Raw genomic sequence first — 21,331 nt, 5'->3', positions numbered from 1 at the left:
GCGACGGCTGCGGGTGTGTTGTGGCTGGTCGCGCCCGCGCGGCGGTAGCCGCACATGAATGCAGCCCCGCGCCCCCAAGGGGGCACGCTAGAGCGCCCCTAGTGCCCAGTCCAGGTCCGCCCACAGATCGTCCACGTCCTCAAGACCCACCGACAGCCGCAGCAGCCGGTCGCTCACGCCGGCGCTGCGGCGGTCGTCGGCGTCGACGATGCGGTGGCTGATGGACGCCGGGTGCTGGATGAGGGTGTCGACGCTGCCGAGGCTGACGGCGGGGGTGATCAGCCGTACCCGGGAGACGACCTCGTGCGGGTCGTCGTACACCTCGAAGGCGATCATCGCGCCGCCCAGGCGCGGGTAGCGGACGCGGGCGACGCGTGGGTCGGCGGTGAGGCGGCGGGCGAGTTCGGCGGCGGTGGCGGAGGCGGCGCGGACCCGGACGGGGAGGGTGGCCAGGCCGCGCAGCAGGAGGTAGCCGGCGAGCGGGTGCAGGACGCCGCCGGTAGCGAACCGTATCTTCCGGAGCTGCCCGGCGAACTCCTCGTCGCACGCGACCACCCCGGCCAGGACGTCGCCGTGGCCGCCGAGGTACTTGGTGGCGCTGTGCAGGACGAGACGTGCGCCGTGTGCGGCGGGGCGTTGCAGCACGGGCGTGGCGAAGGTGTTGTCGGCGAGCAGCGGGACCGTGCCGCAGGCGTGGGCGACGGCCCGCAGGTCGAGTTCGGCGAGGGTCGGGTTGGCCGGGGACTCGACCAGCACCAGGCCGGTGTCGGGGCGCAGCGCGTCGGTGATGCCGGCCGGGTCGGTCCAGGTGACCTCGGTGCCCAGGAGACCGGCGGTGAGGAGGTGGTCGCTGCAGCCGTACAGGGGCCGTACGGCGACGACATGGCGCAGGCCGGTCGCGGCCCGGGCGAGGAGGACGGCGGACAGGGCGGCCATACCGCTGGCGAAGGCGACGGCGGACTCGGTGCCCTCGAGGCGGGCGAGGGCGGTCTCGAAGCGGGCGACCGTCGGGTTGCCGAGCCGGCCGTAGACCGGGGGTCCCGTGGGGTCCGCGCCGTCGGTGGCGAAGGCGTCGATGCGGGCGGCCTCGGCGCGGCTGTCGTACGACGGGTAGGTGGTCGACAGGTCGATCGGCGGGGTGTGCAGGCCCTGGCGGGCGAGGTCGTCACGGCCGGCGTGCACGGCCTCGGTGGCCAGGGCGCGCGGGGCGCCGGATACGTGGTCACGGATGCTCACGGAGTCCATGGCGGAAGGGTGAACATCGGGCGGGCCATGCGGGCACCACACCGTGTTACGTTCGGGCCATGGCCGATTCCGTCGTACTGGATCCGGTGGATCTGCACTTGCTGCGGCTGCTGCAGAACGACGCCCGGAGCACCTACCGCGAGCTCGCCGCCCAGGTGGGCGTGGCGCCGTCGACGTGTCTGGACCGGGTGACCCGGCTCCGGCGGTCCGGGGTGATCCTCGGGCACCGGCTGGAGCTCGATCCGGCCAAGCTCGGGCGGGGTCTGGAAGCGCTGCTGTCGGTGCAGGTGCGGCCGCACCGGCGGGAGTTGGTGGGGCCGTTCGTGGAGCGGATCCGGGCGCTGCCGGAGTCGCGGACGGTCTTCCATCTGACCGGTCCCGACGACTACCTGGTGCATGTGGCCGTGGCGGACATGACGGACCTGCAGCGGCTGGTCCTGGACGAGTTCACCTCGCAGCGCGAGGTGGCCCGGGTGGAGACCCGGCTGATCTTCCAGCAGTGGGAGTGCGGACCGCTGCTCCCGCCCGTGTCGTCGGCTCAATCCCCGTGACGCGCGGCGGTCCGTCGTACGAGGATGGACCGCATGTCACAGACCAGTAACCCGCTGCCCCGTCAGGTCGCCGACGCCTTCGTCGACGAACTCATCGCCCTCGATCCGATCACCGGTACGTTCCTCGGCGTCAAAGAGAGTTCGAGCCGGCTGCCCGACACCTCGCCGGCGGGTGACGAAGCGGTCGCCCGGCTCCAGCGCGACACGCTCGCCAAGCTAGCGGAGGCCGAGCGGCAGCCCGGTGCCGACAGTGACATCGAGCGTCGCTGCGCACGCCTGCTGCGCGAGCGGCTCACCGCCTCCCTCGCCGTGCACGAGGCGGACGAGAGCCTGCGGTCCGTCAGCAACCTGAGCTCGGTCGCGCACGCGGTGCGCCAGGTGTTCACGGTGACGCCCACCGCCACCGAGGAGGACTGGGGGGCGGTCGTCGAGCGGCTGCGCGCGGTGCCGACCGCGCTGGAGGGCTACCGGCAGTCCCTCGAACTCGGCCTGGACCGGAAGCTGTACGCGGGTCCGCGGGCCACCGCCACCTTCGTGGGACAGCTCGGCGAGTGGGCCGACACGGGCGACGGCAAGGGCTGGTTCGAGCAGTTCGCGGCGTCCGGGCCCGAGGCGCTGCGCGCCGGGCTGGACGAGGCGGCCGGGGCCGCCACCGAGGCCGTGGTGGCGCTGCGCGACTGGATGCGGGACGTGTACGCGCCGGCGATCGAGGGCGCGCCGGACGTGGTCGGGCGCGAGCGGTACGCCCGCTGGGTCCGCTACTTCAACGGCACCGACCTCGACCTGGACGAGGCGTACGCGTACGGCTGGTCCGAGTACCACCGGCTGCTCGGCGAGATGAAGACCGAGGCCGAGAAGATCCTGCCCGGCGCGGCCACGCCGTGGGTGGCGCTGGCGCACCTGGACGCGCACGGCACCCACATCGAGGGCGTCGACGAGGTGCAGCGCTGGCTGCAGTCCGTGATGGACGAAGCCATCGAGAAGCTGGACGGCACCCACTTCGATCTGGCCGAGCGGGTCCGCCGGGTCGAGTCCCGGATCGCTCCGCCCGGCAGCGCGGCGGCGCCGTACTACACGCCGCCGTCGGACGATTTCTCCCGGCCGGGCTGCACCTGGCTGCCGACCATGGGCCAGACCCGGTTCCCGGTCTACGACCTGGTGTCGACCTGGTACCACGAGGGGGTGCCCGGCCACCACCTCCAGCTGGCGCAGTGGAAGCACATCGCCGAGAACCTCTCCCGCTACCAGGCGAGCGTGGGCATGGTCAGCGCCAACGCCGAGGGCTGGGCGCTGTACGCGGAGCGGCTGATGGACGAACTGGGGTTCCTCACCGACCCGGAGCGCCGCCTGGGTTACCTGGACGCGCAGATGATGCGGGCCGCGCGGGTCATCATCGACATCGGCATGCACCTGGAGCTGACGATCCCGGACGACTCGCCCTTCCACCCCGGGGAGCGCTGGACGCCGGAGCTGGCGCAGGAGTTCTTCGGCGCGCACAGCAGCCGTCCGGCGGACTTCGTGGAGAGCGAGCTGACCCGCTACCTGTCCATGCCGGGCCAGGCGATCGGCTACAAGCTGGGCGAGCGGGCCTGGCTGCTGGGCCGGGAGCAGGCCAGGGAGCGGCGGGGCGCCGGCTTCGACCTCAAGGCCTGGCACATGGCGGCCCTGTCCCAGGGTTCGCTGGGCCTGGACGACCTGGTGGCGGAGCTGGCCCAGCTGTGACGGGCCGACGGCACGTCAGTGCCGGAAGCCGCCCTCGGAGTTGACGACCTGCCCGGTGACCCAGCGCCCCTCGTCCGTGGCCAGCCACGCGATGAGCCGCGCCGGGTCGTCGGGCCGGCCCCAGCGCCCGCCCGGGAACCGCGCCGCCACGGCCGCGTGGACCTCACCGGTCGCGTAACCCGTGTCCACGGGACCGGGGTTGACCGTGTTCACCGTGACCCCGCGTCCGGCGAGAGCGGTGGCGAGGGACCGGGTGACGGAGGCGAGGGCGCCCTTCTGGAGCGCGTACGCGAGCTCGTCCGGCATCCCGTCGCCCTGGTCCTGCCCCGAGGTCATCATCACGACCCGCCCACCGGGCCGGGCCTGCCGGGCGTACGCCTGGACCAGCAGCAGCACCGAGCGGGTGTCCACCGCCCAGTGGGCGTCCAGCATGGCCGCGTCGATCGCGTCGAGGGTGCCGTCGGAGCCGCTGAGGGCGTGGTTGGCGACCAGGATGTCGAGACCGCCGAACTCCCGGACCACCCGCTCGACCAGCCGGGCGGGTTCGGCCGGATCGGCCAGGTCACCGGGTCCCGCCACGACCCGCGCGCGGGGATCGCCGAGCGCCTCGCGCACCGAGGCGACGACGTCCTCGACACGGTCGTTGCCCCAGGGCATCGCGGAGTCGTGCGGAACGTGATGGTGCAGATAGACGCTCGCCCCGTACGCGGCGAGCCGCCGGGCGACGGCATGCCCGATACCGGCCCGGCGGCTCGCGCCGGTGACGAGGGCGCTGCGGCCGCGCAGGGGCAGGGGGTCACGGCGGAGCTCTTCGGACGGCATGGCGGATCATGCTAGGGAGGCCGCGGTCCGGGCGGCGACCCAATAAACCCGAGGAACCGAAGGAACCGAAGGAACCGAAGGATCCGAACGAGACGGCCTTCCGGCCAAGCGCCGTCTGCCGTTCGGGTCTGCTCCGGTGGCGGGGGCGGGGCGCAGACGGCTTGCTGGTGGCGGGGGCCACCGGAGACAGGAAGCGAGCCGCGCATGCAGACCTCGACGCCGCCAGGGCAGCCGTTGCAGACCCCACGGGCCGCCGGGGTGGCCGGGATCGTCTTCGCGCTGCTGCTCGCCGCCGCCATGGTGCTGATCCGGCTGGGGGTGCCGCAGGGCGCCGACGCGGTCACCACTCAGGCGCCGGATCCCACCCGGCGCAGCGCCGTGCACGCGGCCCTCATGCTGGTGCCGTTCGCCGGCATCTTCTTCCTGTGGTTCATCGGCGCCGTCCGCTCGCACGTCGGCGACGCCGAGGACCGGTTCATGGCCACCGTGTTCCTCGGCAGCGGCCTGGTCTTCACGGCCACGATGTTCGGCGGCGCCGCGGCGGCCGCGGCCGTGCTCGACACCGCGCATCCGGCGGGTACCTCGCCCTCCCGGCCCGCCTGGGACTTCGGTCAGCACCTGGCGTACACGCTGATGATCGGGTACGCGATGCGGATGGCGGCCGTGTTCACCTGCTCCGCGTCGGTGATCGGGCACCGGCTGGGCATCATGCCGCGCTGGCTCACGGTGCTGGGCCTGCTCGTCACCCTGGTCCTGCTGTTCGTCTCGCCCGGTGTGCCTTGGTCGGAGCTGGTGTTCCCGGGCTGGTCGCTGCTGCTGAGCGTGTACATCGTCGCGGAGAGTTTCCGCCGCTCCGCCGCGGCCCCGGCGGCCCCGGCGACCTGAGGCCCTGGAGGGCTGGGGGGCCTGGGGGGCCTGGGGGCCTGGGGGGCCTGGGGGCCTGGGGGGCCTGGGGGCTCACCCGATCGGATGGCCTCGGCGCGCGGTGGCGGGCGCGAGCTCCCATGCTGGCGTGCGGGGAGTTCTCCGCCGTCCGGGACTGCGATGTCGGGCCGGCGGTACGCACCGGACCTGGCCACCGGAAGGGCGGAGCCATGATGCGCCTTGTCGTCGACCTCAACAGATGTCAGGGGTATGCGCAGTGCGCGTTCCTCGCTCCGGACGTCTTCGCGATGCACGGCGAGGAATCCCTCGTCTACAACCCGCAGGCGGAGGAGGAGCAGCGGGAGCGGGTGGCCCGCGCGGTCGCCGCCTGCCCCGTGCAGGCGATCACCGCCGACGGACTGGACGGGGTGGCGGGAGGGATGTCCGATGCCGCCCACTGACTATCTCGACTGGCTGCGGCGCGAGGGCCGGATCGTGGTCGTCGGCGCCTCGCTGGCCGGTCTGCGGGGCGCCGAGACGCTGCGCGCCGAGGGCTTCACCGGCGAACTCACCATGATCGGCGATGAGCCGTACGAGCCGTACGACCGCCCGCCGCTGTCCAAGGCGGTGCTGCTCGGCAGGGCGGCCCCGCACCACACGGGGCTGCCGCACCGCCGGGAGATCGACGCGAAGTGGCGGCTCGGCGTGGCGGCGACCGGTCTCGACATGGAGGCGCGCCGGGTACGGCTGGCGGACGGCGACGAGGTCGAGTACGACCGGCTGCTGATCGCGACCGGGGTACGGGCCCGGCCGTGGCCCAAGGAGGAAGAGGCCCGGCTGGACGGGGTGTTCACGCTGCGCACCCGGGACGACGGGGCGGCGCTGCTGCGGCGGCTGAAGGCCGGGCCGCGCCGGGTGTTCGTGATCGGCGCCGGGTTCACCGGTTCGGAGATCGCCTCGGCCTGCCGTGAGCAGGGCATCGCGGTCACCGTGGCGGAACGCGCGGGCGCCCCGTTGGTGGGCGCCCTGGGCGGGGTGATCGGCGCGGTCGCGGCGGAGATGCACCGGGAGAACGGGGTGGATCTGCGCACCGGCGTGATGGTCACGGCGCTGGAGGGCGACCCGGCCGGGCGGGTGCGGGCGGTCCATCTGTCCGACGAGTCCGTCGTCGAGGCGGACGTGGTGGTCGTGGGGCTCGGCGCGACGCGGAACACCGAGTGGCTGACCGGCTCCGGTCTCGGGTCGGGCCCCCGGGGCATCGCCTGTGACGCGGGCTGCCGTGCCTTCGACTTCCGGGGCATCGTCACGGACGACATCTTCGTCGCCGGCGATGTCGCCCGGTCCCCGCACGCGCTGTTCGGCTACCAGTTCCTGTCCCTGGAGCACTGGGGCAACGCGGTCGCGCAGGCCGAGATCGCCGCGCACAACATGATCAGCGCGAGCGCGGAGCGGCGGCCGCATCTGTGGGTGCCGGCGTTCTGGTCCTCGCAGTTCGGTGTGAACATCAAGTCGGTCGGGGTGCCGCCGATGGGCGAGCAGATCATGATCACCCAGGGTTCGCTGGCAGAACGCCGGTTCGTCGGGGTGTACGGCTACAAGGGCCGCACGATCGCCGCGGTGAGCTTCGACAACACCCGGTGGCTGGAGTTCTACCAGCGGCAGATCGAGAAGGGCGCCCCGTTCCCGGTGGAGTTCCCGACCGTGGACCGCCGTCCCGAGGGCCGGTCGCCCGTCGACGCCGCCTTCCCGGACCCGGCGCTGCCGACGCACGGCCCGATGGTGACCCTCAGCGGCTACTCGCCGACCGACCAGCAGCTGGTCTTCCACCCCGCCCGCCACTGACCGCCGCCCGGCCCGACGCTCCAAGGAACTGTCATGACGCAGACCTCGATGTTGCGCCAGATCACCGACTTCGCGAACCGCGCCAACCCGTACCCGCTGTACGAGGAACTCCGCAAGACGCCGGTGCTGCACGAGGAGGAGGACGGCCCCTACATCGTCAGCACCTACCACGACATCGAGGCGCTGCTCCACGATCCGCGGATCAGCTCCGACGAGTCCAACGTGCTCATCGGCCGGGACGACGAGCTGTCCGGCCCTGAGGCGACGGGGCTGCCGCCGAGCTTCATCCGGCTCGACCCGCCGGAGCACGACCGGCTGCGCAGGATCGCCAACAGCTCCTTCGGGCCGCCGCACCGGCCGCGCCGGATCGACGACATGCGGCCCCAGTTGGAGGAGATCGTCACCGGGTTGATCGACGGCCTCGGGGACGCGCGGGAGATCGACCTGGTCGACCAGATCGCGTACCCCTTCCCAGTCACCGCGATCTGCCGGCTGCTCGGTGTGCCACGCGAGGACGAGCCGCGCTTCCGGGCCTGGGTCGACCCGATCGTGGCCGGCCTGGACCCCGACACGCGTACGGCCGCCGACTCCCAGCGCGCCGCGCAGGAGGCCCGGCTGCAGCTCGGTATGTACCTGAACGGGCTGGTGGAGCAGCGCGCCAAGGAACCTCGCGAGGACATGCTGTCCGACCTGGCGCACAGCAGTGGCCCGGACGGCGCCATGACGACCATGGAGGTGCTCAGCACCTCGGTGCTGCTGCTCATCGCCGGCCATGAGACGACCGTCAACCTCATCACCAACGGCATGCTGACGCTGCTGCGGCACCCGGAGGTCCTGGAGCGGCTGCGCAACGACCCGGCACTGTCGGTGCGGATCGTGGAGGAACTGCTGCGCTACGAGCCGCCGGTGCAGCTCGTGCCGCAGCGCACCTGCATCGCCGACATCGAGGTGCACGGGGTGACCATCCCCAAGGGCTCACGGATCTGGCTGGTCCTTGCCGCCGGCAACCGGGACCCGCACCGGTTCACGGACCCGGACCGCTTCGACCCGGACCGCCAGGACATCCAGCACCTCGGCTTCGGCAGCGGCATCCACAGCTGCTTCGGCGCCCCGCTGGCCCGTCTGGAGGCCCAGATCGCGCTCTCCCAGCTGGCCCGCCGGCTCGACAACCCGCGCCTGGTCGCGGACCCGCCGCCCTACCGGCAGAACGCGGTGCTGCGCGGTCCGCGCCACCTCAACATCGCGATCGACGGCCTGAAGTGACGAACGGTCAGGACGACAGCCTGCGCAACTGCACCAGGCCCAGCCAGGTTTCCGGGCCGGGTCGGGTGTAGGCGGCGCGCACCGCGTACGTACCGGGCTCCAGCGGGACCCGCAGATGCTCTCCGCCCGCCGCCTCGCCGCCCGGCCAGGCGGAGTCGAACAGGACCACGGGGCCCGGGACCTGCCAGCGGAGCTCGTTCTCCCACACGGCGTTGTCGAGAGCTGCGGGGACCTGGGCCAGGAGCTCGGCCTCGGAGTTCGCGGCGGACCAGCGGACGAAGGTGCCGTGGTCCGGCAGGAAGGACGTCGAGGCGGGTTCGTCGCCGAGGACCAGGGCCGCGCTGTCGCCGACCGGGAGCAGTCCGACGTAGCCGTCGACCTCGCAGGCCCGGTCGTAGTCGGTGGCCAGGTCCTCGCTGTCGGCGCCGGCCCAGAACGGCAGGACCGTCTCCGGGACCGCCACCAGCGGGCCGCCGCCCGACTCCACCCACTCCAGCGCGCCTGGATCCGCGTAACGAGTCATGGGGTGAACCTACACGTACAGCGACGACACAGGTTCACCTCCGGGAATCAGCAACCGCAGTCGCCGTCGACGGGGGCGGTCAGCGGGTCCGGATCCCGGCGCTCGCTGCCCTGCCAGGTCTCGAACTCGAAGCCCTCACGCACCCAGTACTCGAATCCGCCGAGCATCTCCTTGACCCGGTAGCCGAGTTCGGCGAGCGCGAGCGCGGCACGCGTCGCGCCGTTGCACCCGGGACCCCAGCAGTACGTCACCACGGGCACCTCCCGGTCGAGGAGTCCGGCCGCCTGCTCCGCGATGAGCGCGGTGGGGAGATGGACGGCACCGGGGATGTGTCCCTGGTCCCAGGACTCGGTGGACCGGGAGTCAAGGACGACGAAGCCGGGGTCGCCGTCCGCCGCGAGGGCGGCGGCCACGTCGGAGACGTCGGCATGGAAGGCGAGACTGGCCCGGAAGTGGGCGGCGGCCTCGGCGGGGGCGGCGGGGGCGACACGGAGCACGGGGTTCGCGGTGGTGGCGGTCATCTCGTCGGCCTTTCACTGGCTGCCGGGGCAGCGGATCTCCATGACCGGAAATCTACGGCCGGTGACCTGCCGCTTTGAAGGCGTGATCCCCGGCCCGGGTCTTGTCCGGCCGGGGATTCCCTGTTATCCATCCCCCATGACCGTGTTTTCCCCGGACGCCACCGACTGGCGCATCCTCGACGTCCTCCAGCGTGCGGGCCGGGCCAGCTTCGCCGAGCTGGCGCGGGCCGTGGCAATGTCCCCGAGCGCGGTGACCGAGCGCGTGCGCCGCCTGGAGGAGGCGGGGGTGATCCAGGGGTACGCGGCGGTGGTGGACCCGGAGCGGCTGGGCCTTCCGATCCTCGCCTTCGTCCGGCTGCGCTACCCGAACGGCAACTACAAGCCGTTCCACGACCTGGTCGCCGCCACCCCGGAGATCCTGGAGGCGCATCACGTCACGGGCGACGACTGCTTCGTCATCAAGGTCACGGCCCGCTCGATGCGCCACCTGGAGGAGGTCGCCGGCCGGATCGGCGCCCTGGGCTCGGTGACCACGAGCGTCGTCTACTCCTCGCCCCTCCCCCGCCGCGCCGTCGGCACCTAGGAACACAGGAACCCGGGAACCCGGGAACCCGGGAACCCGGGAATCAGACCCCGCGCTGCCGCAGCGCCGAGCCCGATCTCCCCTTCACGACCTCCAGTTGGGCGTGGATCCGGCGGCGCAGGTCGGCGACATGGCTGACGATGCCGACGCTGCGGTCGCGTTCCCGGAGGGAGTCGAGGACGTCGAGGACCTCGTCCAGGGTCTGGTCGTCGAGGCTGCCGAAGCCCTCGTCGATGAAGAGGGTGTCGAGCCGGACCCCGCCGGCCTCGTCGGTGACCACGTCCGCGAGGCCGAGGGCGAGCGCGAGGGAGGCGAAGAAGGTCTCGCCGCCGGACAGGGTGGCGGTGTCGCGTTCGCGTCCGGTCCAGGCGTCGACGACATGCAGCCCGAGGCCGCTGCGGCCGCGTCCGCTGCGGTCGTCGGAGTGGACGAGGGTGTAGCGGCCGGAGGACATGCGCCGCAGGCGTACGGTCGCGGCGGCGGCGACCTGTTCCAGCCGCGCCGCCAGCACGTACGACTCCAGGCGCATCTTGCGCTCGTTGTCGGCGGAGGTGCCGGCGGTGAGCCCGGCGAGCCGGGCGACCCGGTCGTACTCCTCGCGCAGCGGGGCGAGTTGACGCACTCCCGCACTCGCATGGGCGGACAGCCGGTCGAGTTCGGCGCAGGAGCGGGCGGCCCGGTCCCGGGCGGAGGCGGCGTCGCGCAGCCGACGGTCCGCGGCGGTGGCGGTGCGCTCGGCCGTGTCGAGGTCGGCGGGCGGCTGCTGGGCGGCGGCCGCGGTGTCGGCCTCGGCCAGCACCGCGCGCACCGCCGCCTCCTCGGACTGCCAGTCGTCCAGGCGCCGTTGGAGCTCGCGGTGGGCGGCGTCGTCGAGGTGAGCGGCCGCCGCGGCCTGCGGGGTGTCGAAACCGGCCCGGTAGGCGGCGTCGGCGAGCCGGGCGTCGGCGTCCTTGAGGTGCTGGGCGGTGTCCTCGGCGGCGCGGGCGGTGTCGGCGGCGTCGGTGAGCAGCGCGACCTGCCGCTCCAGCTGCCCGGCCCGCACGGCGACACTGGAGGCGCTCCCCCGGACCGCGGCCAACTCCTTCTCCAGGGAGGCCTGTTCGGCGTCGAGGCCCTCGCGCCGGGTCAGCCGCGCGGCGGCCCGCACCTCGGCCTGCTGCCGGCCGGCCAGCCGGCGCTCGCGCTCCTGCTCGGCCAGCCGCAGCTCCTCGTGCGCCGGGTGCAGGGCGGAGGCGGCCCGCCGGACCCGTGCGTACTCCTGCTCCAACTCATCGGCCTCGGCGGCGAGTTGCGCGGTCGACGCGTCACCCGCCTCTGCGGTGGCGGCGGCCAGGGCCTCGCGTACGGTGGCCAGGCGCCGCTCGTCCTGGGCGCGCTGTGCGTCGGCGCGCTGGAAGGCGGCTTCCGCGCGCTGTTCGGCTTCGCCGTCGACATGGCCGGCGAACTTCTCGGCGGGCGCGGGGTGTTCGGTGGCTCCGCAGACGGCGCACGGCTCGCCCGCGGTCAGCTGCGCGGCCAGCTCGGCGGCGATGCCGGTCAGCCGCTGTTCCTTGAGGTCGAGCCAGTGCTCGCGCGCGTCGGCGGCCCGCCTCGCGGAGGCGAGGGCGGTGCGCTGGGCCTCGTCCGTGTCCTGGCCCAGCTCGTCCCGGAGCCGGGCCGCCGCCAGCCGCCGGCGCGCGGGTTCGCGCTGGACGGCGAGCTGCTCGGCCCGGGTCGCGGCCTCCTGGGCGGAGTCGATACGGGACTGGAGCTCGGCCCGGGTGGCGTCCCAGCCGGCGAGCCAGCCGTCGGCCTCGCGCAGCACGTCCTCGTCGTCCCGCTCCTGCCGGTCGAGCCGGCCGCGCTCCTCGACGACCTCGGCGAGCCGTCGCTCGGCCCGGCGCGCGGACTCCAGCCCGCCCAGCTCCTCGGTGACCCGGCGGGCTGCGGTGGCAAGCCCTGCCGCACCGGCACCCGCGAAGGTCTCCGGCAGCAGCGCCCGCGCGCGTGCCTCGGCGGCCGCCGCCCTGCGATGCCCCGCCTCGGCGGCCTCCCGCAGCTCCAGCGCCGGCGCCACCGCCGCCGCCTTCCGCCCCCGCTCCATCCGCGCCTGCGCCTCACGGTGCGCGCCGGCCCGCTCCTCCAGCCGTACGGCCCGCTGCCGCGCCTCGTCGAACCGGCCCTGCAGTCGCGCCAGTTCGCGTACGTCGGCCAGCGCCCGGTCGGCGGCGAACTGGGCGGACTCGGCGGCGGTGAGGCGGCAGTGGGCGACGGTGAGGCGCTCGCGCGCGGTGCTGCGGGCGACGGCGGCGGCACCGAGCACGGCCTCGGCCAGCCCCGGTTCGCCCGGGGTCAGTTCCGGCAGCTCCATCGCGTCGCCGGCTTCCTGCTGCATCCGGTGCGCGTCGGCCAGCAGCGCGGAGTCCCCGTCCCGCACCCGGGCCTCGGTCGCCCGGCGGCGCTCCGCGAGGCGCTTCTCGACCTCGGCGAAGCGCTGGGTGTCGAAGAGCCGCCCGAGCAGCTGGCCTCGGGCCCCGGCGTCGGCGCGCAGGAAGCGGGCGAAGTCGCCCTGGGGCAGGAGGACGACCTGGCAGAACTGCTCCCGGCTCATGCCGAGCAGCTGGGTGATCTCCTCGCCGACCTCCTGGTGCGACCGGCTGAGGTCCTTCCAGACGCCCGCCGTCGCGTCGTACTCGCGCAGCCAGGTCTGGGCCTTGTCGAGGGTGGTACCCGCGCCCCGTTTCTTGGGCCGCTCCCAGGGCGGCTGCCGGGTGATCTCCAACCGGCGTCCGGCGACGGTGAGTTCGAGGCGGACCTCGGTGCGGGCGGTCGCCTCGGCGTGATCGCTGCGCAGGGTGAGTCCCTGGCCGGTCTGGCGGGCGCCGGGGACGGTGCCGTAGAGCGCGTAGCAGACGGCGTCCAGGACGGAGGTCTTCCCGGCGCCGGTCGGGCCGTGCAGGAGGAAGAGCCCGGCGGCGGAGAGGGCGTCGAAGTCGACGCTCTGGGTGCCGCCGAAGGGTCCGAAGGCGGTGACGTCGAGCCGGTGGAGCCTCACTGGGCGACCTCCCGCACCGCGTCGAACGCCTCGCCCAGCACGGTCAGTTCGCGTTCGTCGGGGCCCGCGCCGCGGACATGGGCGACGAAGTCCTCGGCGATCTGCCGGTCGGTACGGCCGGCCAGGCGGCGGGCGTAGGAGACGTCGGGGTCGTCCGAGGCGGGGTCGGGGGCGAAGACCAGGCTGAGCGTGTGCGGGAAGCGCTCGGTGAGGCGGGCCATGGGGTCGGCGGGCCGGACCCCGTCGGTGAGGGTGGCCTCGATCCAGGCGTCCTCGTGCCGGGTCAGCGCGGGGTCGGCGAGCAGCTCCTCCAGGGTGCCGCGGACGCGGGCCAGCGGGCGCGGCACCGGGCAGTCGAGGCGCTCGGCGGTGACGGCGCCGTCGGCGGCGAGGTCGACGAGCCACATGCTCTTGCGGTGGTCGGTCTCGGAGAAGGAATACGCCAGCGGGGAGCCGGAGTAGCGGACGCGCTCGGTGATGGTCTGGCAGCCGTGCAGATGGCCCAGGGCCGTGTAGTCGACGCCGTCGAAGACACCGGCCGGGACGGCGGCCACCCCGCCGACGGTGATGTCCCGCTCGCTGTCGCTGGCCTCGCCGCCGGTGACGAAGGCGTGCGCGAGGACCACGGAGCGGGTGCCGGGGGCGCGGGCGGCGAGGTCGGCGCGGACCCGGTCCATGGCCGCGGCCAGCACCGCCTCGTGACCGGCCTTCTCGACCGCGAACTCGTCCTTCACCAGGGCGGGTTCGAGATACGGCAGACCGTAGAAGGCCACGTCGCCGTGGGCGTCGGCGAGCACGACCGGCATGGCCACCGCCGACGGTTCGGTACGCAGGTGGATGCCCGCGCGGTCGATGAGCCCGGCGCCGACCCCGAGGCGCCGCGCCGAGTCGTGGTTGCCGGAGATCATCACCGTGGGCACGCCCAGGTCGGCCAGCCGGTGCAGCGCGTCGTCGAAGAGCTCGACCGCGGCCAGCGGCGGGACCGCACGGTCGTACACGTCCCCCGCCACGACCACGGCGTCGACGGCGTGCTCCCGCACGGTCGTCACGAGGTGGCCGATGAACTCGGCCTGGGCGCCGAGCATACTCACGCGGTGGAAGGCCCGGCCGAGATGCCAGTCGGAGGTGTGCAGGATTTTCATGAGATCACCCTGTCCTGCACGTTTGCCCCTATTGCACCTGTATCACCGGCACGAACCAGCACAGGGCCCGTGGTCAACGCCTGCCACGCTAACGCATATCGCCCTCTGAACCATCACGTACCTCGGATCGTCACGCGTCCCCGTAGGCCTCCCCGCCCAGTTCGAGGCGTGCGGTGCCCGCCGTCGTGTCGGCGAGCCAGGTGCGGAAGGTGTCCACGTCGGCGTCGGGGAGGGCGATCTCGATGGTGACCGCCTCGGTGTAGCGGACGTCGCGCACCTCGCGGCCGGTGGCGCGGAGGTCGTTCTGGAGCTTGCCGGCCCGCTGGTGGTCGACGGTGACCGTGGCCAGCCGGAAGCGGCGGCGGGTGAGGGTGCCGAGGGTGTCGAGGGCTTCGCCGACCGCCCCGCCGTAGGCGCGGATGAGGCCGCCGGCGCCGAGCTTGACGCCTCCGTAGTAGCGGGTGACGACGGCGACGACGTAGCGCATGTCACGGCGGAGCAGCATCTGGAGCATGGGGGCGCCGGCGGTGCCGCCGGGTTCGCCGTCGTCGCCGGCCTTCTGGGTGGAGGCGTCGGCGCCGATGACGTAGGCCCAGCAGTTGTGGGTGGCGTCGGCGTACTCCTTGCGGACCGCGGCGACGAAGTCCTGGGCCTCCTGCTCGGTGGCCGCGGGGGCGAGGGTGCACAGGAAGCGGGAGCGGTTGACCTCGGTCTCGTGCGTGCCCGCGCGGGCGACTGTGCGGTACTCGTCCTGCATCCGCCCAGCCTATGCGCACCCGTGGGCTACTCCTTCCCCCTGGCCACCGTCACCTCCGTCAGCAGCGCCGTCCCCGGTGCCAGTGCCGCCCACTCCGTCCCGTGCCAGGCCAGTACCGCGATCGCCGAGGTCGGGAACTTCTTCCGCACCTGCTCCAGTGTGTCGTCGAGGCCGTCGCCGGCCAGGTCCAGGACCAGTTCTTCCAGACCCGGGTTGTGCCCGACCAGCAGCAGGGTCTCCACCTCGGCCGGGACCTCGTGGACGACCTCCAGCAGGTCGGGGACATCGGCGGCGTAGACCCGCGAGTCGTAGCGGACCGGGGGCGGGGTGCCCCACTGGCCGGAGGCGAGCTCCCAGGTCTGGCGGGCGCGGACGGCGGTGGAGCACACGGCGAGGTCGGGCAGGCAGTCGGACTCGGCGAGGGCGCGGCCGGCGGCGGGCGCGTCGCGGCGGCCACGGGCCGCGAGCGGGCGCAGCCGGTCGGGGACGCCCTCGGGCCAGGCGGACTTGGCGTGCCGCAGGACGACCAGACGGCGCAGCGGGCCGGCGCCCGCCTGGGCGATCACCCGAGCCTCCCGAGCTCGCGGGTGAGTTCGAGGGCGAGCAGCCGGTCGGCGTGGGCGCAGGTCTCGAAGCGGGCGCCGTCGGGGATCTCGGGCTGGCTCTCCATCCAGTGCAGGACGCCGAGCACCGCGGGCACGTCGAGGTCGTCCTCCCAGGCCTCCCGCAGGCGTCCCCGCACCTTCTCGGGCACCGGCCGCGAGGGGCTGCGCGCCCAGTGGGCCACCGACTGGCGCAGCCGGCCGAGCCGCCCGGCGGCCGCGTCCAGGGCTCCGGCGCCGAGGTGCACGGCCGTGCCGCGCGGGGCGTCGAGCAGGGCGAGCCGGAGGGCGGCGGGGTCGGCGAGCCCGCCCAGGACGTCGGCGTCGGGGCCGCTCGCCGGGGCGACGGCGACGGCCACCCCGGCGCCGGACACGGTGACGCCCTCCGCCGCCACGTGGACGACCTGGGCCTCGCCCAGTCCCGAGGCGAGGTCCCGGCCGTCCTCGAAGGGGCGGATGCCGAGGGCGGTGGCGGCGGCGTGCAGCTCCGCCTGGTGGTGAGCGGCGGTGAGCAGGGGCAGGACCGGGGTGCCGCCGATCTCCAGGGCGCGCAGGAGCAGGTCGGTGGTGAGCAGGACCCGCAACGCCGTCAGGTCGTGCCCGGAGACGTGTGCCTCGACCCGGGTCAGGGCACGGCGGGCGGGGGCGGCGGGGACGGTCTCACCGGTCTTGGCGTCGAGGATGCGCAGCACGAGCTGAGCGTAGGCGCGCGGAGAGCCGTACGCAGGCACCTTGCGACGATTCCGGTCACCGTGGCGGGACATGCGACACCCCCTGCCGCGCGGGCCGGGGAATCAGGGTCCGGCGGGTGCTGTTGGCGAGGGCGGACGTTCCCCCCCCCAGTCAAGGAGGCCGACGGTGTACGGCGACGAAGCGACGGTCCGCAGGATCCTGACCGAGACGGGTGACACCTGGGCGGTGGTCGGACTGTCATCCAACCGGGGACGTGCGGCGTACGGGGTGGCGCAGGTGCTGCAGCGGTTCGGCAAGCGGATCGTGCCGGTGCACCCCAGGGCGGAGACGGTACACGGCGAGCAGGGCTACGCCTCACTGGCGGACATCCCCTTCGACGTCGACGTGGTGGACGTCTTCGTCAACGGCGAGCTGGCCGGTCCGGTCGCGGACGAGGCGGTGGCGAAGGGTGCGAAGGCGGTGTGGTTCCAGCTCGGGGTGGTCGACGAGGCGGCGTACGAGCGGGTGCGGGCGGCGGGGCTGGACATGGTGATGGACCGGTGCCCGGCGATCGAAATTCCGGGACTGAAGCGGATTTGAGCTTTATTTGAGCTTGCCTGTCTTACCCTCTTCTCACATTTCTCAACTGAATACGGACATTCTGTGACCCTCACTGACCTGTGTAAAAGCTTTGGCCAAGACAGGAAAGATCGAGGGTCAAGTTTTGGGCAACACGCTTCAGTCCGTCCGGCACTCGCCCTTAACTTATGGCCTCTTGCTCGTTAAATCTGCGTTCAGAAAATGAGAGGCCACTTGACATGGTGAGTGTCGAGAAAGCCGCGACGGAGGACATCACACCTTCGGGCGGTCTGAGGCGGAACGTCGGGCTGATCGGCCTGATGTGGGCTTCGGTGGGCTCGATCATCGGGTCCGGCTGGCTGTACGGCGCGCACGACGCGGTCATGCAGGCAGGCCCTTCGGCGATCATCTCGTGGGTGATCGGCGCGGTGGCGATCGTGCTGCTGGCCCTGGTGCACGCCGAGCTCGGCGGCATGTTCCCGGTGGCGGGCGGTACGGCCCGCTACCCGCACTACGCGTTCGGCGGCCTGGCCGGCATGTCCTTCGGCTGGTTCTCCTGGCTGCAGGCCGCGACCGTGGCGCCGATCGAGGTCGAGGCGATGATCGGCTACGCCGGCCACTGGTCGTGGGCCCGGCACTTCCAGCACGCCGACAAGACCCTGACGACCAGCGGCCTGCTGGTGGCGATCGTGCTCATGGCGGTCTTCGTCGGGGTGAACTTCTTCGGCGTACGGGCGCTCGCGCACACCAACAGCGCCGCGACCTGGTGGAAGATCGCCGTCCCACTGGGCGCGATCTTCGTCATGGCCGCGACCAACTTCCACCCCGCCAACTTCCACTCGGAGGGCTTCGCGCCGTTCGGCGCCAAGGGCGTGCTGGCCGCGATCAGCACCAGCGGCATCATCTTCGCGCTGCTCGGTTTCGAGCAGGCCATCCAGCTGGCGGGCGAGAGCCGCAACCCCAAGCGGGACCTGCCGCGCGCCACGCTCGGTTCGGTGGCGATCGGCGCCGTCATCTACGTCCTGCTCCAGGTGGTGTTCATCGCCGCGCTGCCGCACAGCTCCTTCGCGCACGGCTGGGGTCACCTGCACTACACGGGCGACGACGGCCCGTGGGCCGGTCTCGCGACCCTGGTGGGTCTCGGCTGGCTGGCGTGGATCCTCTATCTCGACGCGATCATCTCCCCCGGCGGCACCGGCCTGATCTACACCACCGCCACCTCACGCGTCTCCTACGGTCTGGCGAAGAACGGCTACGCGCCGAAGATCTTCACGAAGACCGACGCGCGCGGTGTGCCGTGGTTCGGCCTCATCATGTCGTTCGTGACCGGCGTGATCTGCTTCCTGCCGTTCCCGAGCTGGCACAAGCTGGTCGGCTTCATCACCTCCGCGAGCGTGCTGATGTACGCGGGTGCCCCGCTGGCGTACGGCGTCTTCGCCGACAAGCTGCCGCGCCTGGAGCGCCCGTACCGGCTGCCCGGCGGCAAGGTGATCTCGCCGCTGTCGTTCGTGGTCGCCAACCTGATCATCTACTGGGCCGGGTGGGACACCCTGTGGCGGCTCGGCCTGGCGATCGTGCTCGGCTACCTGCTGCTCGGCGGCTACGCCGTCTACGCGCACGGCAAGAACCTGCCGGACGCGCCCCGGCTGGACTTCAGGGCCGCGCAGTGGCTGCCCGTCTACCTGCTGGGCATGGGCGTGATCTCCTGGCAGGGCGGCTTCGGCGGCCAGGGCAACCTCCCGCTGTGGTGGGACATCGCGGTCATCGCCGTCTTCTCGACGGTCGTCTACTACTGGGCCAAGGCGACCTCGTCCTCGGCCGAGGACATCGAGCGCAGCATCGACGAGGTCGTGGTCACCGACGCCCCCGCGCACTGACCCGCTCCTCCCCCCTACGTCCCGTCAGCCACGTCGGCACTGCCGTGGCTGACGGGACACCGTCATAATGCGGGGGTGACTCACCCCTCCCTCCACCTCAACTCCGGTCCCGAGGAACGCCGTACGGTCGTCGTCGTGGGCGCCGGACCCGCCGGGCTGACCGTCGGGAACATCCTGCGGGCCGCCGCCGTCGACTGTGTGGTCCTGGAGACCGAGAGCAGGCAGTTCATCGAGACCCGGCCGCGCGCCGGGGTGATCGAGGAATGGGCGGTGCGCGGCCTGGAGCAGCGCGGGCTGGCCGAGAACCTGCTGGCCCGGGCGCAGACGCACTCCGTGTGCGAGTTCCGCTTCGCCGGCGAGCGCTTCCGGTTCGACTACCACGAACTGACGGATCGTCACCACTACGTCTATCCGCAGCCGTTGCTGGTGACGGACCTGGTCCGGGAGTACGCCGACGTCCGCGGCGGGGACATCAGGTTCGGGGTGCGGGACGTCACGCTGCACGACGTGGAGAGCGACCGGCCCGCCGTGTCGTACACCGACCCCGACACCGGCGAGCGGCACGTCCTGCGCTGCGAGTTCGTCGCGGGCTGCGACGGGGCGCGCGGGGTGACCCGGGACGCGATCCCCGAGGGGCGGGTGCGGGTGTCGCGGCAGGACTACGGCATCGGGTGGCTGGCGCTGCTCGCCGAGGCGCCGCCGTCCTCGGACTGTGTACTGTTCGGCGTCCATCCGAACGGTTTCGCCGGGCACATGGCGCGCAGCCCCGAGGTCACCCGCTACTACCTGCAGTGCCCGCCGGGCGACGACCCGGAGAACTGGCCGCACGACCGGGTCTGGACCGAGCTGCGCGCCCGCCTCGGCGCGACCGACGCACCCCCGCTGCACGAGGGGCGGCTGATCGAGAAGCGCGTGCTGGACATGCACGACTACGTGGTCGAACCCCTGGTGTTCGGCCGTCTCTTCCTGGCCGGCGACGCCGGGCACCTGACGGCGCCGATCGCCGCCAAGGGCATGAACCTCGCCCTGCACGACGCCTTCCTGCTGGGCGACGCGCTCGCCGCGCACGTCACGAAGGACGACGACTCCGGACTGGACGGCTACTCCCACGCCTCGCTGCGCCGGGTCTGGGACTACCAGGAGTTCTCCCAGTTCCTGTCCGGCATCTACCACGGCACCGCTTCCGGCGACCCGTTCCTCGCGGGCACCAGCCTGGCCCGGCTGCGCAGGCTGTTCACCTCCCCCGCGGCGGCGACGGCCTTCGCCGAGCAGTACCTCGGTTCGGCCGCCGCGTTCTGACCGGTCACGCCGGCACGGCGGCCGGGGTCGCGGTGCGGGTCGCGAAGAGGGCCGTACCGGCGAGGGCGAGCAGGACGCCGGGCAGGTCGAGCCGGTGGGCGCGGCCGGTGCGCAGGTCGTGCACCAGCAGGAAGGTCAGGGCGAGGACCAGCAGCCCGATCGGGACGTTCACGAAGGAGACCCGGCGCCAGCCGACCGTGCTGACCAGCGGCCCGCCGAGGGTCGGTCCGGACAGGGTCGCCACCCCGGCGACCGAGCCCCGGACGCCGAGTGCGGTGCCGCGCCGCTCGGCCGGGAAGACGGCCATCACCAGGGCCATGGTCTGCGGGGTGAGCAGCGCCGCCCCGAGCCCCTGCACCAGCCGCGCGGCGATCAGCACCCCGTCCCGCCGGCCGGCCCGCACACCGCGCTCGCCGCGGTGAACACCGCGACCCCGACGGGGAACGGCGTCCGCTGCCCCCGCGTGTCCCCGAGCCGGGCGGCCGTCACCAGCAGCGCCGTCAGGACGAGGGTGTAGCCGCCGACGGTCCACATCACCTGGTCGAGTCCGGTGCGCAGATCGCTCATCACGTCCGGGATCGCGATGTTGACGATCGTCATGTCGAGCAAGGTCATGAAGAACCCGAAGGAGAGGGTGGCCAGGACGGCCCAGGGGTTGCCCTACCTGCTGGGCCACCGGCTCCAGAAGCTCGCGGAGTCCGCCGTCCCCACCGACGGCATCGGCGAGCACCCGACCAGCACGGGCACGGTGCTGATCGTGACCGCCGACCTGCGGGACCACCCCCGGACCACCGTCACCGAGATCGCCAAGCGCACCGGTCTGGCACAGAGCCAGGTCTCCAACTGCGTGGCCCGGCTGCGCAGCGCCCAAGCGGCCGTGGCCGAACCCGACCCGCGCGACGGCCGCCGCACCCTGCTGAGCCCGGCCGGCGAGCCGTCCGGGCGGATGAAGGCCGTCCGGGAGGCGCCCTTGGGACCGGCCCTCGCGGCGGCGACCGGTGATCCCGACGAGCTGCTCGCCCTGCTGGAGAAGCTCAACTCCCTGCTTCGGTGGGCCTGTCGGCGGCGGTCTCGGTCAGCCGGTGGTCCGCCACCTTCAGCGCCTCCTCGACCAGCAGGCGCAGATGGCCGTGGCGCAGCGAGTAGACCACCCGGCGCCCCTCCTTGCGCGTGCCCACCAGACCCGCGAGCCGCAGCCGGGCCAGGTGCTGGCTGACGGCGGGCCGCGCGGCTCCGCACACCTCGGTGAGGGTGCTGACGTCGGCCTCCCCCGTGGTCAGGGCGTGCAGCAGGGTCAGCCGGGTGCGGTCGCCGAGCAGGGCGAGGAGTTCGGCGGCGAGCGCGAACTGTTCCTCGCCCGGGGTGCGCGGATGCGCATGATGCGCAGGTGATAGGTGCATGCGTGCGCTCATACGCACATAATGGCGTGGAGG

General features: G+C 73.1%; 22 protein-coding genes and 1 pseudogene. 11 read left to right on the top strand and 12 right to left on the bottom strand.

The genetic code is table 11. The features are described 5' to 3' along the window. Positions 1-87 precede the first annotated feature (87 nt). Positions 88-1,245 (bottom strand): PLP-dependent transferase, encoded by a 1,158-nt coding sequence (locus ACFZDK_RS42390; protein ID WP_390980963.1) that lies wholly within the window; start codon positions 1,243-1,245, stop codon positions 88-90. Positions 1,246-1,304: 59 nt separating this feature from the next. Between ACFZDK_RS42390 and ACFZDK_RS42385 the strand changes: the two genes are divergently transcribed. Continuing rightward, complete coding sequence (locus tag ACFZDK_RS42385; RefSeq protein WP_390980961.1) at positions 1,305-1,796, top strand: AsnC family transcriptional regulator; 492 nt, start codon at positions 1,305-1,307, stop codon at positions 1,794-1,796. Positions 1,797-1,829: 33 nt separating this feature from the next. Further along, positions 1,830-3,518, top strand: coding sequence for a DUF885 family protein (locus ACFZDK_RS42380; protein WP_390980959.1), 1,689 nt, complete (start codon positions 1,830-1,832; stop codon positions 3,516-3,518). Positions 3,519-3,533: 15 nt separating this feature from the next. Here the strand turns inward: ACFZDK_RS42380 and ACFZDK_RS42375 are convergent, their stop codons facing one another. After that, positions 3,534-4,340, bottom strand: a complete 807-nt coding sequence (locus ACFZDK_RS42375) for an SDR family oxidoreductase (protein WP_390980957.1) — start codon at positions 4,338-4,340, stop codon at positions 3,534-3,536. Between the two features lie 204 nt (positions 4,341-4,544). Between ACFZDK_RS42375 and ACFZDK_RS42370 the strand changes: the two genes are divergently transcribed. The 4 genes from ACFZDK_RS42370 (at position 4,545) to ACFZDK_RS42355 (ending at position 8,309) form a co-directional block, all read left to right on the top strand. Beyond that, complete coding sequence (locus ACFZDK_RS42370) at positions 4,545-5,225, top strand: hypothetical protein (RefSeq protein ID WP_390980955.1); 681 nt, start codon at positions 4,545-4,547, stop codon at positions 5,223-5,225. Positions 5,226-5,437: 212 nt separating this feature from the next. Further along, the gene (locus ACFZDK_RS42365; protein ID WP_359219634.1) at positions 5,438-5,665 is read left to right on the top strand and encodes a ferredoxin; all 228 of its coding nucleotides are present in this window, start codon (positions 5,438-5,440) and stop codon (positions 5,663-5,665) included. After that, the gene (locus ACFZDK_RS42360; protein WP_390980953.1) at positions 5,652-7,046 is read left to right on the top strand and encodes an FAD-dependent oxidoreductase; all 1,395 of its coding nucleotides are present in this window, start codon (positions 5,652-5,654) and stop codon (positions 7,044-7,046) included. Before ACFZDK_RS42365 ends, ACFZDK_RS42360 begins: the two co-directional genes overlap by 14 nt. A 33-nt stretch (positions 7,047-7,079) precedes the next feature. Continuing rightward, positions 7,080-8,309, top strand: a complete 1,230-nt coding sequence (locus ACFZDK_RS42355) for a cytochrome P450 (RefSeq protein ID WP_390980951.1) — start codon at positions 7,080-7,082, stop codon at positions 8,307-8,309. A 7-nt stretch (positions 8,310-8,316) separates the two neighbouring features. Here the strand turns inward: ACFZDK_RS42355 and ACFZDK_RS42350 are convergent, their stop codons facing one another. Together ACFZDK_RS42350 and ACFZDK_RS42345 are read right to left on the bottom strand one after the other, a co-directional pair. Beyond that, positions 8,317-8,832, bottom strand: a complete 516-nt coding sequence (locus tag ACFZDK_RS42350; RefSeq protein ID WP_390980949.1) for an Imm21 family immunity protein — start codon at positions 8,830-8,832, stop codon at positions 8,317-8,319. Between the two features lie 47 nt (positions 8,833-8,879). After that, a complete protein-coding gene (locus tag ACFZDK_RS42345) occupies positions 8,880-9,353 on the bottom strand; it encodes a rhodanese-like domain-containing protein (RefSeq protein WP_390980947.1) in 474 nt (157 codons plus the stop codon). Between the two features lie 136 nt (positions 9,354-9,489). On the opposite strand from ACFZDK_RS42345, the gene ACFZDK_RS42340 reads away from it, so the two are divergent. Further along, entirely contained in the window at positions 9,490-9,936 is a 447-nt protein-coding gene (locus ACFZDK_RS42340; RefSeq protein WP_390980945.1) for a winged helix-turn-helix transcriptional regulator, read from the top strand. Between the two features lie 43 nt (positions 9,937-9,979). Here ACFZDK_RS42340 and ACFZDK_RS42335 read toward each other — a convergent pair whose 3' ends face one another. The 5 genes from ACFZDK_RS42335 to ACFZDK_RS42315 all read right to left on the bottom strand — a co-directional run bounded on the left by ACFZDK_RS42335 (position 9,980) and on the right by ACFZDK_RS42315 (position 16,163). Then, complete coding sequence (locus ACFZDK_RS42335; protein WP_390980943.1) at positions 9,980-12,970, bottom strand: AAA family ATPase; 2,991 nt, start codon at positions 12,968-12,970, stop codon at positions 9,980-9,982. Next, complete coding sequence (locus ACFZDK_RS42330; protein ID WP_390980941.1) at positions 12,967-14,112, bottom strand: exonuclease SbcCD subunit D C-terminal domain-containing protein; 1,146 nt, start codon at positions 14,110-14,112, stop codon at positions 12,967-12,969. The genes ACFZDK_RS42335 and ACFZDK_RS42330 overlap by 4 nt, the downstream gene beginning before the upstream one ends. Before the next feature lie 130 nt (positions 14,113-14,242). Beyond that, positions 14,243-14,869 carry a YigZ family protein gene (locus tag ACFZDK_RS42325; protein WP_390980939.1) on the bottom strand — a complete coding sequence of 209 codons (627 nt, stop codon included), beginning with the start codon at positions 14,867-14,869 and terminating at the stop codon, positions 14,243-14,245. A gap of 26 nt (positions 14,870-14,895) precedes the next feature. Then, positions 14,896-15,435, bottom strand: coding sequence for a histidine phosphatase family protein (locus ACFZDK_RS42320; protein ID WP_390980937.1), 540 nt, complete (start codon positions 15,433-15,435; stop codon positions 14,896-14,898). Beyond that, on the bottom strand, positions 15,432-16,163 hold the full coding sequence (locus tag ACFZDK_RS42315; protein WP_390980935.1) for a hypothetical protein: 732 nt from the start codon (positions 16,161-16,163) through the stop codon (positions 15,432-15,434). Before ACFZDK_RS42315 ends, ACFZDK_RS42320 begins: the two co-directional genes overlap by 4 nt. A 166-nt stretch (positions 16,164-16,329) precedes the next feature. Here ACFZDK_RS42315 and ACFZDK_RS42310 point away from each other — a divergent pair, with 166 nt between their 5' ends. From ACFZDK_RS42310 to ACFZDK_RS42300, 3 genes are all read left to right on the top strand, one after another. Beyond that, entirely contained in the window at positions 16,330-16,743 is a 414-nt protein-coding gene (locus tag ACFZDK_RS42310; protein ID WP_390980933.1) for a CoA-binding protein, read from the top strand. 218 nt (positions 16,744-16,961) lie between these two features. Further along, complete coding sequence (locus ACFZDK_RS42305) at positions 16,962-18,599, top strand: amino acid permease (protein WP_390980931.1); 1,638 nt, start codon at positions 16,962-16,964, stop codon at positions 18,597-18,599. Between the two features lie 75 nt (positions 18,600-18,674). Continuing rightward, positions 18,675-19,898, top strand: a complete 1,224-nt coding sequence (locus tag ACFZDK_RS42300) for a 4-hydroxybenzoate 3-monooxygenase (RefSeq protein ID WP_390980929.1) — start codon at positions 18,675-18,677, stop codon at positions 19,896-19,898. Positions 19,899-19,902: 4 nt separating this feature from the next. Here ACFZDK_RS42300 and ACFZDK_RS42295 read toward each other — a convergent pair whose 3' ends face one another. Then, complete coding sequence (locus ACFZDK_RS42295; protein ID WP_390980927.1) at positions 19,903-20,301, bottom strand: MFS transporter; 399 nt, start codon at positions 20,299-20,301, stop codon at positions 19,903-19,905. Then, entirely contained in the window at positions 20,271-20,498 is a 228-nt protein-coding gene (locus tag ACFZDK_RS42290; protein WP_390980925.1) for a hypothetical protein, read from the bottom strand. Before ACFZDK_RS42290 ends, ACFZDK_RS42295 begins: the two co-directional genes overlap by 31 nt. Here ACFZDK_RS42290 and ACFZDK_RS42285 point away from each other — a divergent pair. Next, positions 20,482-20,796 (top strand): annotated as a pseudogene (locus ACFZDK_RS42285) (MarR family transcriptional regulator); the annotation flags it as partial. The gene ACFZDK_RS42290 and the pseudogene ACFZDK_RS42285 sit on opposite strands and share 17 nt — an antisense overlap. Positions 20,797-20,932: 136 nt before the next feature. Here ACFZDK_RS42285 and ACFZDK_RS42280 read toward each other — a convergent pair. Next, positions 20,933-21,310 (bottom strand): metalloregulator ArsR/SmtB family transcription factor, encoded by a 378-nt coding sequence (locus ACFZDK_RS42280; RefSeq protein ID WP_390980923.1) that lies wholly within the window; start codon positions 21,308-21,310, stop codon positions 20,933-20,935. Between the last annotated feature and the right edge of the window lie 21 nt (positions 21,311-21,331).

This window comes from Streptomyces sp. NPDC007901 (assembly GCF_042959465.1).
Classification (GTDB): domain Bacteria; phylum Actinomycetota; class Actinomycetes; order Streptomycetales; family Streptomycetaceae; genus Streptomyces.
Note: the sequence above shows the minus strand (reverse complement) of the source record. Positions and strands in the feature narration are given on the sequence as shown.

Coding starts and splice junctions, on each gene's coding strand:
- ACFZDK_RS42390 (WP_390980963.1), bottom strand. CDS start 1,245: ATGGACTCCGTGAGCATCCGTGACCACGTATCCGGCGCCCCGCGCGCC.
- ACFZDK_RS42385 (WP_390980961.1), top strand. CDS start 1,305: ATGGCCGATTCCGTCGTACTGGATCCGGTGGATCTGCACTTGCTGCGG.
- ACFZDK_RS42380 (WP_390980959.1), top strand. CDS start 1,830: ATGTCACAGACCAGTAACCCGCTGCCCCGTCAGGTCGCCGACGCCTTC.
- ACFZDK_RS42375 (WP_390980957.1), bottom strand. CDS start 4,340: ATGCCGTCCGAAGAGCTCCGCCGTGACCCCCTGCCCCTGCGCGGCCGC.
- ACFZDK_RS42370 (WP_390980955.1), top strand. CDS start 4,545: ATGCAGACCTCGACGCCGCCAGGGCAGCCGTTGCAGACCCCACGGGCC.
- ACFZDK_RS42365 (WP_359219634.1), top strand. CDS start 5,438: ATGCGCCTTGTCGTCGACCTCAACAGATGTCAGGGGTATGCGCAGTGC.
- ACFZDK_RS42360 (WP_390980953.1), top strand. CDS start 5,652: ATGCCGCCCACTGACTATCTCGACTGGCTGCGGCGCGAGGGCCGGATC.
- ACFZDK_RS42355 (WP_390980951.1), top strand. CDS start 7,080: ATGACGCAGACCTCGATGTTGCGCCAGATCACCGACTTCGCGAACCGC.
- ACFZDK_RS42350 (WP_390980949.1), bottom strand. CDS start 8,832: ATGACTCGTTACGCGGATCCAGGCGCGCTGGAGTGGGTGGAGTCGGGC.
- ACFZDK_RS42345 (WP_390980947.1), bottom strand. CDS start 9,353: ATGACCGCCACCACCGCGAACCCCGTGCTCCGTGTCGCCCCCGCCGCC.
- ACFZDK_RS42340 (WP_390980945.1), top strand. CDS start 9,490: ATGACCGTGTTTTCCCCGGACGCCACCGACTGGCGCATCCTCGACGTC.
- ACFZDK_RS42330 (WP_390980941.1), bottom strand. CDS start 14,112: ATGAAAATCCTGCACACCTCCGACTGGCATCTCGGCCGGGCCTTCCAC.
- ACFZDK_RS42325 (WP_390980939.1), bottom strand. CDS start 14,869: ATGCAGGACGAGTACCGCACAGTCGCCCGCGCGGGCACGCACGAGACC.
- ACFZDK_RS42305 (WP_390980931.1), top strand. CDS start 16,962: ATGGTGAGTGTCGAGAAAGCCGCGACGGAGGACATCACACCTTCGGGC.
- ACFZDK_RS42290 (WP_390980925.1), bottom strand. CDS start 20,498: ATGACGATCGTCAACATCGCGATCCCGGACGTGATGAGCGATCTGCGC.
- ACFZDK_RS42280 (WP_390980923.1), bottom strand. CDS start 21,310: ATGAGCGCACGCATGCACCTATCACCTGCGCATCATGCGCATCCGCGC.